The sequence below is a fragment of the Streptomyces flavofungini genome (genome assembly GCF_041028215.1).
GTDB lineage: Bacteria > Actinomycetota > Actinomycetes > Streptomycetales > Streptomycetaceae > Streptomyces > Streptomyces flavofungini_B.
Genome location: NZ_JASKYR010000356.1, coordinates 1 through 8509 on the forward strand (window position 1 = coordinate 1; position 8509 = coordinate 8509).

The 8509-nt window shown below is 72.6% G+C and carries 9 protein-coding genes; 6 read left to right on the forward strand and 3 right to left on the reverse strand.

Annotation, left to right across the window (positions count from 1 at the left end; all coding sequences use genetic code 11):
- Window positions 1-97 precede the first annotated feature (97 nt).
- Complete coding sequence (locus AB8Z36_RS23265; RefSeq protein ID WP_369215307.1) at window positions 98-736, reverse strand: PH domain-containing protein; 639 nt, start codon at window positions 734-736, stop codon at window positions 98-100.
- A gap of 134 nt (window positions 737-870) precedes the next feature.
- On the opposite strand from AB8Z36_RS23265, the gene deoC reads away from it, so the two are divergent.
- From deoC to AB8Z36_RS23280, 3 genes are read left to right on the forward strand one after another with little or no spacing between them, the layout of a single operon-like run.
- Window positions 871-1809: a deoxyribose-phosphate aldolase gene (gene deoC, locus AB8Z36_RS23270; protein WP_369215308.1), complete on the forward strand. Its 939-nt coding sequence runs from the start codon at window positions 871-873 to the stop codon at window positions 1807-1809.
- A gap of 3 nt (window positions 1810-1812) precedes the next feature.
- Window positions 1813-3252, forward strand: coding sequence for an aldehyde dehydrogenase family protein (locus AB8Z36_RS23275; protein WP_369215309.1), 1440 nt, complete (start codon window positions 1813-1815; stop codon window positions 3250-3252).
- Window positions 3245-4129: an aldehyde dehydrogenase family protein gene (locus AB8Z36_RS23280; protein ID WP_369215310.1), complete on the forward strand. Its 885-nt coding sequence runs from the start codon at window positions 3245-3247 to the stop codon at window positions 4127-4129. Before AB8Z36_RS23275 ends, AB8Z36_RS23280 begins: the two co-directional genes overlap by 8 nt.
- A gap of 80 nt (window positions 4130-4209) precedes the next feature.
- On the opposite strand, the gene AB8Z36_RS23285 is transcribed toward AB8Z36_RS23280, so the two are convergent.
- A complete protein-coding gene (locus tag AB8Z36_RS23285; protein ID WP_369215311.1) occupies window positions 4210-4938 on the reverse strand; it encodes a TetR/AcrR family transcriptional regulator in 729 nt (242 codons plus the stop codon).
- A gap of 107 nt (window positions 4939-5045) precedes the next feature.
- Between AB8Z36_RS23285 and AB8Z36_RS23290 the strand changes: the two genes are divergently transcribed.
- Together AB8Z36_RS23290 and AB8Z36_RS23295 are read left to right on the forward strand one after the other, a co-directional pair.
- Window positions 5046-5654 carry an NADPH-dependent FMN reductase gene (locus AB8Z36_RS23290; protein WP_369215312.1) on the forward strand — a complete coding sequence of 203 codons (609 nt, stop codon included), beginning with the start codon at window positions 5046-5048 and terminating at the stop codon, window positions 5652-5654.
- Between the two features lie 24 nt (window positions 5655-5678).
- On the forward strand, window positions 5679-7235 hold the full coding sequence (locus tag AB8Z36_RS23295) for an MDR family MFS transporter (protein ID WP_369215313.1): 1557 nt from the start codon (window positions 5679-5681) through the stop codon (window positions 7233-7235).
- Between the two features lie 16 nt (window positions 7236-7251).
- On the opposite strand, the gene AB8Z36_RS23300 is transcribed toward AB8Z36_RS23295, so the two are convergent.
- Window positions 7252-7683, reverse strand: a complete 432-nt coding sequence (locus AB8Z36_RS23300) for a hypothetical protein (RefSeq protein ID WP_369215314.1) — start codon at window positions 7681-7683, stop codon at window positions 7252-7254.
- A gap of 164 nt (window positions 7684-7847) precedes the next feature.
- Between AB8Z36_RS23300 and AB8Z36_RS23305 the strand changes: the two genes are divergently transcribed.
- Window positions 7848-8509, forward strand: a 662-nt coding sequence (locus AB8Z36_RS23305; RefSeq protein ID WP_440581980.1) for a uridine kinase family protein, incomplete at its 3' end; no start/stop codon positions are given.

The following is an 8509-nucleotide window of genomic DNA, read 5'->3' on the forward strand; positions in this document are numbered from 1 at the left end:
ACCCTGCTCACCGCGGCGGCCCTGACCTCGGCGGTACTGGGCGCCCATATGCTCCTCGGCTGGCACGGCCCGCCGTGAGCGGGCCGGGCGCGGGCCGTCAGGTGGCCGCGAGGAGGACCACGAGGAGGATCGCCCCGGCGGCGGCGGGGACGACGATCTCGTAGGCCCAGCGGACCGCGGGCTCGCCCTGGGCGTTCTCGGCGTCGGCCTGGCGCTCGGAGAGGTCGCGCAGTTCGTCCATGGCCTGGTCGCCCTCGGCGCGGGTGGGCTTCGCGTTCGGGTCGAGGAAGGGCCTGCTGCTCGTCGCCGGGTCGCCCGCCGCGGCGGCCTGCGCCTGCCTGCGCGCCGCCTTCTTGCGCCCGCGCAGGGAGACCGGGATGGCCCAGAGCTGGTACTTGGCGCCGGACACGGTGAGCGCCTCGTTGGAGTACCCGGAGCGGAGCGTCGCGATGGACGCCCACGGCAGTGTGATGGTGCGGAAGGGGTTGCGGACGCGCAGCCGGTCGTCGTTGGCGTACACGGCGGGGCGCACGGTGAACGCCACGACCAGCGGCACCGCGAGGAGCAGCCCGGCGAGCGCGAGCCACGGGGTGCGGCCCTCACCGCGGACGGCGGCGTCGACGCCGAGCCAGGCGCCGAGGGCGAGCAGCAGTACGCCGCCCGCGATACCGGCCGGGGACCGGAAGGTGCGGTCCTTGTAGGCGGGCTCCGCCACGGGGTTCTGAGGGTCGCTCATACCCCGATTCTGCCTGACGCCGGGCCGACGGCTCCGCGCCGGTCCGTACGCGCGTACGGGATCATGGCTGCATCCCGGGTCCACCCCACCCCCTGTACAGCAGCTACGCGCGTAGATATGCTCCCCTCGTGACCATGCCCACTGCATTCGCTGACGTGACCGCGTCCGACAGCACGCTCCGCCGCTTCCTCCACGGGCTGCCCGGCGTCGACGCGGTCGGCCTGGAGGCGCGTGCCGCCTCGCTCGGAACCCGCTCGATCAAGACCACGGCGAAGGCGTACGCCATCGACCTGGCCATCTCGATGATCGACCTGACGACCCTGGAGGGCGCCGACACCCCCGGCAAGGTCCGGGCGCTCGGCGCGAAGGCCGTCAATCCCGACCCCACCGACCGCGGCACCCCGCGCACCGCGGCCGTCTGCGTCTATCCGGACATGGTCGCCACCGCCAGGGCGGCCGTCGGGGACAGCGGCGTGAAGGTCGCGTCCGTGGCGACCGCCTTCCCCGCGGGCCGCGCGGCGATCGACGTGAAGCTCGGCGACGTGCGAGAGGCCGTCGCGGCGGGCGCCGACGAGATCGACATGGTCATCGACCGGGGCGCGTTCCTCGCCGGTGACTACATGACGGTGTTCGAGCAGATCCGCGCCGTGAAGGAGGCCTGCGGCACCGCCCGCCTGAAGGTCATCTTCGAGACCGGCGAGCTCTCGACGTACGACAACATCCGCCGCGCCAGCTGGATCGGCATGATCGCGGGCGCCGACTTCATCAAGACCTCGACCGGCAAGGTCGGCGTCAACGCCACCCCGGCCAACACGCTGCTCATGCTGGAGGCCGTCCGCGACTTCCGCGCGCAGACCGGCGTGCAGATCGGCGTGAAGCCCGCGGGCGGCATCCGCTCGACGAAGGACGCGGTGAAGTTCCTCGTCCTGGTGAACGAGACGGCGGGCCCCGACTGGCTGGACAGCCACTGGTTCCGCTTCGGCGCCTCGTCGCTCCTCAACGACCTGCTGATGCAGCGGCAGAAGCTGGCCACCGGCCGCTACTCCGGCCCCGACTACGTGACGGTGGACTGACCCATGACCTCCACTCCCTTCGAGTACGCACCCGCGCCGGAGTCCCGCGCGGTCGTCGACATCGCCCCGAGCTACGGCCTCTTCATCGACGGCGAGTTCACCGAGGCCGCCGACGGCAAGGTCTTCAAGACGGTCTCCCCGTCCACCGAGGAGGTCCTCTCCGAGGTCGCGCAGGCCTCGTCCGAGGACGTCGACCGCGCCGTCAAGGCCGCCCGCAGGGCGTTCGGGACATGGTCGGCGCTGCCGGGCGCCGAGCGCGCCAAGTACCTCTTCCGGATCGCCAGGATCATCCAGGAGCGCAGCCGCGAGCTGGCCGTCCTGGAGACCCTGGACAACGGAAAGCCCATCAAGGAGACGCGGGACGCCGACCTCCCCCTGGTCGCCGCGCACTTCTTCTACTACGCGGGCTGGGCCGACAAGCTCGACCACGCGGGATACGGCGCGAACCCCCGCCCGCTCGGCGTCGCGGGCCAGGTCATCCCGTGGAACTTCCCGCTCCTGATGCTGGCCTGGAAGATCGCCCCGGCGCTCGCCACCGGCAACACGGTCGTCCTGAAGCCCGCCGAGACCACGCCCCTGAGCGCCCTGTTCTTCGCGGACATCTGCCGTCAGGCGGGCCTGCCCAAGGGCGTCGTGAACATCCTTCCCGGGTACGGCGACGCGGGCGCGGCCCTGACCGCCCACCCGGACGTGAACAAGGTCGCCTTCACCGGCTCCACGGCCGTCGGCAAGGCCATCGCGCGCCAGGTCGCGGGCACGGACAAGAAGGTCACGCTCGAACTGGGCGGCAAGGGCGCGAACATCGTCTTCGACGACGCCCCCATCGACCAGGCCGTCGAGGGCATCGTCACCGGCATCTTCTTCAACCAGGGCCAGGTCTGCTGCGCGGGCTCGCGCCTCCTCGTACAGGAGTCGGTGCGGGACGAGGTGCTCGACGCCCTGAAGCGCCGCCTCACCACCCTCCGTCTCGGCGACCCGCTGGACAAGAACACCGACATCGGCGCGATCAACTCCGCCGAGCAGCTCGCCCGCATCACCGCGCTCGCCGAGACCGGCGAGGCGGAGGGCGCCGAGCGCTGGTCGGCACCGTGCGAGCTCCCCTCGTCCGGTTACTGGTTCGCGCCGACGCTCTTCACGAACGTCACGCAGGCGCACACCGTCGCCCGCGACGAGATCTTCGGCCCGGTGCTCTCGGTGCTCTCCTTCCGCACGCCGGACGAGGCCGTCGCCAAGGCCAACAACACGCAGTACGGCCTCTCCGCCGGCATCTGGACGGAGAAGGGCTCGCGCATCCTCGCGGTCGCGAACAAGCTCCGGGCGGGTGTCGTCTGGGCCAACACTTTCAACAAGTTCGACCCGACGTCGCCGTTCGGCGGCTACAAGGAGTCGGGCTTCGGCCGCGAGGGCGGCCGGCACGGGCTGGAGGCGTACCTCGATGTCTGACCGACTCACGGTTCTGAAGACCTACAAGCTGTACGTCGGGGGCAAGTTCCCCCGCTCCGAGAGCGGCCGGGTGTACGAGGTGGACGACTCCAAGGGCAAGTGGCTCGCCAACGCGCCGCTCTCCTCCCGCAAGGACGCCCGTGACGCGGTCGTCGCCGCGCGCAAGGCGTTCGGCGGCTGGTCGGGCGCGACCGCGTACAACCGCGGCCAGGTCCTCTACCGCGTCGCGGAGATGCTGGAGGGCCGCAGGGACCAGTTCGTGCGGGAGGTCAGGGACGCGGAGGGCATCTCCAAGTCCGAGGCCGCCGCGCAGGTCGACGCGGCGATCGACCGCTGGGTCTGGTACGCGGGCTGGACCGACAAGATCGCCCAGGTGGCGGGCGGGGCCAACCCGGTCGCGGGCCCGTTCTTCAATCTGTCGACGCCGGAGCCGACGGGCGTCGTCGCGGTCGTCGCGCCGCAGGAGTCGTCCTTCCTCGGCCTGGTCTCGGTCATCGCCCCGGTGATCGCGACGGGCTGCACGGCCGTGGTGATCGCCGCCGAGAAGGCGCCGCTCCCCGCGCTCTCCCTCGGCGAGGTCCTCGCGACGTCGGACGTGCCCGGCGGCGTGGTCAACATCCTCACCGGCCGGACCGCCGAGATCGCGGCGCCGCTCGCCGCCCACCAGGACGTCAACGCGATCGACCTGACGGGTGCGGACGCGGAGCTGGCGCGCGATCTGGAGATCGCCGCCGCCGACAACCTCAAGCGCGTGCTCCGTCCACAGCCTGTGGACTTCTCGGCCGACCCGGGCACGCACCGCCTGGCCCCCTTCCTGGAGACGAAGACGGTCTGGCACCCCACGGGCTCCCTGGGCGCATCGGGCTCGGCCTACTAGCCACTCCCCGCACACATGAGGCCCCGGCCCCCCTCCGTCCAGGGGGGCCGGGGCCTCGTCGTGTCTCCGGACGAGAGGCCCTAGAGGCCGAACCGCGCGGCGATCCCGTCGAGGAGGCAGTCGAGGCCCGTCTCGAACTCCCAGGACGGGTCGTCCTTGCGGGTCGCCTCGTGGATGTAGCGGCGGTAGGTGGGGTAGCGGCCGGTCTCCATCAGGTACCGCATCTGGGGCGCGAGGCCGATCCGCGCCTCGTCGGGGCTGTTCCACTCCTGCTCGCGCAGATACCGGCCGAGCGCCACCTCCGACCGGACCATGCCGCCCACGTACGCGGTGACGGAGCGGAAGGCGGCCATCATCGTGTCGACGTCGAGCCCGTGCCCGTCGAGCGCGGCGAGCTGGCGCTCGGCGGCGGCGAGCCGGTTCGGCGTCAGCGCGTGCAGCGGCGTGGGCAGTTCGATCATCCACGGGTGCCGCAGCGTCATCTCGCGCGTGGCGCGCCCCGACTCCCGCAGCACCTCGCGCCAGCCGGTCACCTCCGGGGGCGGGCCCAGCTCGGCGGAGACCAGATCGACCATGAGGGCGAGCAGGTCCTCCTTGCCCGAGACATGGCGGTAGGCGGCCATGGGCGCGACGCCGAGTTCCGTGGCGAGGCGGCGCATGGTGACGGCCGCGAAGCCCTCCGCGTCGGCCACCCGGACGGCGACGGCGGCGATGCGCTGCGGCGTCAGGGCCGTGCGGGGCGTACTCGCGGGGCGCTCCAGGCGCTCCCAGAGCGAGACCTCGGGCCCGCCCTTCTTCTGTGTGGCCATGCGTACACCGTATCTCCTGTAGACGGGGTACACATCGGTGTGTACGTTGTACGCCAGGAGTACGTCGTACACACCCAGCCCCAGCCAGCCGCACACAGGGAGCCCCCATGCCCGCCACCAGTCCGCACCCGGCCCCGGCCCTTCGCGTCGCCGTCCTCGTCGGCTCCACCCGTGAGGGCCGCTTCGCGCCCGTCGTCACGCGGTGGATCAAGAGTCATCTCGATCAGCGCGAGGACATGAGCGCGGACGTCGTCGACCTGGCCGAAACGCCGCTGCCCACCGTCCTGCCCGCCTTCGGCGGACCGCTCGCACCCGGCACCGAGGAGGCGCTCGCCCGGGTCTCGCCGCGCCTTGCGGCGGCCGACGCCTTCGTCTTCGTCACGCCGGAGTACAACCACAGCTTTCCCGCGACGCTCAAGAACGCCATCGACTGGCACAACGAGCAGTGGCACGCCAAGCCGGTCGGCTTCGTCTCCTACGGCGGCATCTCGGGCGGCCTGCGCGCGGTCGAACAACTCCGCCTCGTCATGGCCGAGCTGAACGCCACGACCATCCGCAACACGGTGAGCCTGCACAACGCCTGGGCCCTGTTCGACGAGGAGCACGCGATGCGGGACCCGCAGAGCGACGCCGCGGCCAAGGCCATGCTCGACCAGCTCGCCTGGTGGGCCCGCACCCTGAGCGAGGCCAGGACCGCCCGCCCCTACGCGGCCTGACGCCACGCCAACACCGGGAGAGCCATGAACCACCGTACGGAAAAACCCCCGCCGCCCGGCGCGGCCACGGAGGCGCCGGGCCCGACGGCCGCCGAGGCGGCCCCGCCCTCCCGGCTCGCCCTGCTCGGCCTGCTGCTCGGCATCGTCCTCGCGACGCTCGACGGGACCATCGTCGGCACCGCGCTGCCCACGATCGTCGGCGACCTCGGCGGCCTGGACCACTTCTCCTGGGTGGTCACGGCCTACCTGCTCACGGCGGCCGTCTCCACGCCGGTCTGGGGCAAGGCCGGTGACATGTACGGCCGCAAGGGCAGCTATCTCGCCTCGATCACCGTCTTCCTCGTCGGCTCCGTGCTCTGCGGACTCGCTCAGGACATGGGGCAGCTCATCGCCTTCCGGGCCCTTCAGGGCATCGGCGCGGGCGGCCTCTTCGTGGGCGCGATGTCCCTGCTCGGCACGCTGCTGCCACCGGCGCTGGCCGGGCGCTCGCAGTCGCTGATCGGCGTCCTGCTGCCCGCCGCCATGGTCGGCGGCCCGCTGCTCGGGGGCTTCCTCACCGACCGGCTCGACTGGCGCTGGGTCTTCTACGTCAACGTCCCCGTGGGCGCCGTCGCCCTGACCGCCGTCGGGCTGCTCATCCGGCCGACCGGCGAGCGCAGCACCGCCCGCGTCGACTACCCGGGCATTGCCCTCCTCACGGCGGGCATCCTGGCCCTCACGCTGCTCGGGACCTGGGGCGGCACGGCGTACGCGTGGGCCTCCCCGCAGATCGCGGGGCTCGCGCTGCTCGCGGCAGTCTCGCTCGGCGCCTTCGTCCGCGTGGAGCTGCGCGCCCCCGAGCCGGTCATCCCGCCGCGCCTCTTCCGCGACCGGAACTTCACGCTCGCCCAGGCGCTCACCTTCCTCGCGGGCGCCGCCATGCTGGGCGCGGCGAGCTATCTGCCGCAGTACATGCAGTTCGTCCGCGGGATGTCGTCCACCGGGAGCGGCCTGCTGCTGCTTCCGCTGATGCTCGGCATGATGGGCGCACAGCTGCTCATCGGCCGCGCGGTGGGCAACGGCGGCGGCTACCGGATCTACCCCCTCATCGGCGGCGCCGTGGCCACGTCGGGCGCCCTCGCGCTCCTGACGCTCGGCGTGGACACCGCCACGGGTGCGGCGTCCGCGCTGACGCTCGTGCTCGGCGCGGGCCTCGGCTGTCTGCTCCAGCCGTCCCTGCTGATCACCATGAACAGCGCTGAGCCCCGCGACATGGGCGCCGCCAGCGGCACCACCACGCTGCTCCGCACCATCGGCGGCTCCCTGGGCGTCGCCGTGCTCGGCTCCCTCTACACCGGCCGCGTGCGGGACACCCTCACCGACCGGCTGGGCGCGGAGGGCGAGCGGCTGGCGGGCGGCCATCAGGTGACACCGGAGGTGCTGCGGGGGCTGCCGGGGCCGGTGCGGGACGCCTTCGGGGCCGCGGTCAGCGACGGACTGCACGCGGTGATGGCCGGGACGGCGGTGCTGTGCGCCGTGACGCTCGCGGTGGCATGGCTGGTGCGCGAGGTGCCGCTGCGGTCGGGGCCGGGGGCCAGGTAGCGCCCGGCGGGCCGGGTCAGCCCGGCAGCAGGCCCACCACGCTGCCCACCACCGGCAGTTCGCCCAGGGAGGCGCCCTCGGTGACCGGGCCGGTGACGGCCGCCGTGCTGACCGGCTTGAAGTCCGCGATCTGGGTGCCGAGCGAGTTGGCGAGCGGATCGGCGCTGGTGTTCGCCAGCGGGTCGAGCTGGAGGTCCTTGACGGGAGCGAGTCCGCCCTTCGTCGCACTCCCCAGCGCACCCGTCAGGATCTCGACCGCCGAGGTGCCGTGCCCGGCGTCGGCGGGCGCGGTGTACCCGGCCGTCCGCGGGACGGCGGCGGACTCCGCGGCACCGGCGGTTCCGCCGCCCGCACCGATCGCGGCCCCCGCCGCGGTCAGCGTGAGACCGGCCCGCAGCAGCGCGCGGGAGCCGGGACGGGGTGACCTGGGTGTCGCGTGTCGTGCCATGAGTACCGCCCATATCCGTGCGAGTTGGGTAAGCGCGCGCACACCGAGCGTAGTTGACGGCACCGGGAGCCGCCAAAGGCGACCCGCAGACCTCGTACGGACGTTCGTGTGCCGTCCGTCCCTTCGTGCGGGCGGTATGGGCACTCCCGGCGACGCCGTTGATAATGGCTTCCGACCACGCCGAAACGAAACCACATCTGAAAAGGGTCAGTGCATTGGGCTCCCACCCCCCGATACCCACGCGCGTCGTGCTGCTCTGCGGCCCCTCGGGCTCGGGCAAGTCCGTCTTCGCCGCCCGCTCCGGGCTCCCCGTGCTCTGCCTCGACGACTTCTACAAGGAGTTCGACGACCCCACGCTGCCGCTCGTCCCGGGCAGTTCGGACATCGACTGGGACTCCCCCGCCTCCTGGGACGCCGAGGTGGCGCTCGCCGCCATCGACGAGCTGTGCCGTACGGGGCGCACGCGTGTCCCGGTGTACGACATCGCTACCAGCTCGCGCGTCGGCCAGGAGTCCCTGGACATCGAGCGGACCCCGCTGTTCATCGCCGAGGGCATCTTCGCGGCGGACATCGTGGAGCGGTGCCGGGAGAACGGCGTGCTCGCCGACGCGATCTGTCTGCGGGGGCGGCCTTCGACCACCTTCCGGCGGCGGCTGCTCCGGGATCTGCGCGAGGGGCGGAAGTCCGTGGCGTTCCTGCTGCGCAGGGGATGGCGGCTCATGCGGGCCGAGCGCGTGATCGTGGCCCGTCAGGCCGCCCTCGGGGCGCACCCCTGCGGCAAGGAGGAAGCCCTGGGACGGGTGGCCGCCGCCGSARSSCGGTCGAA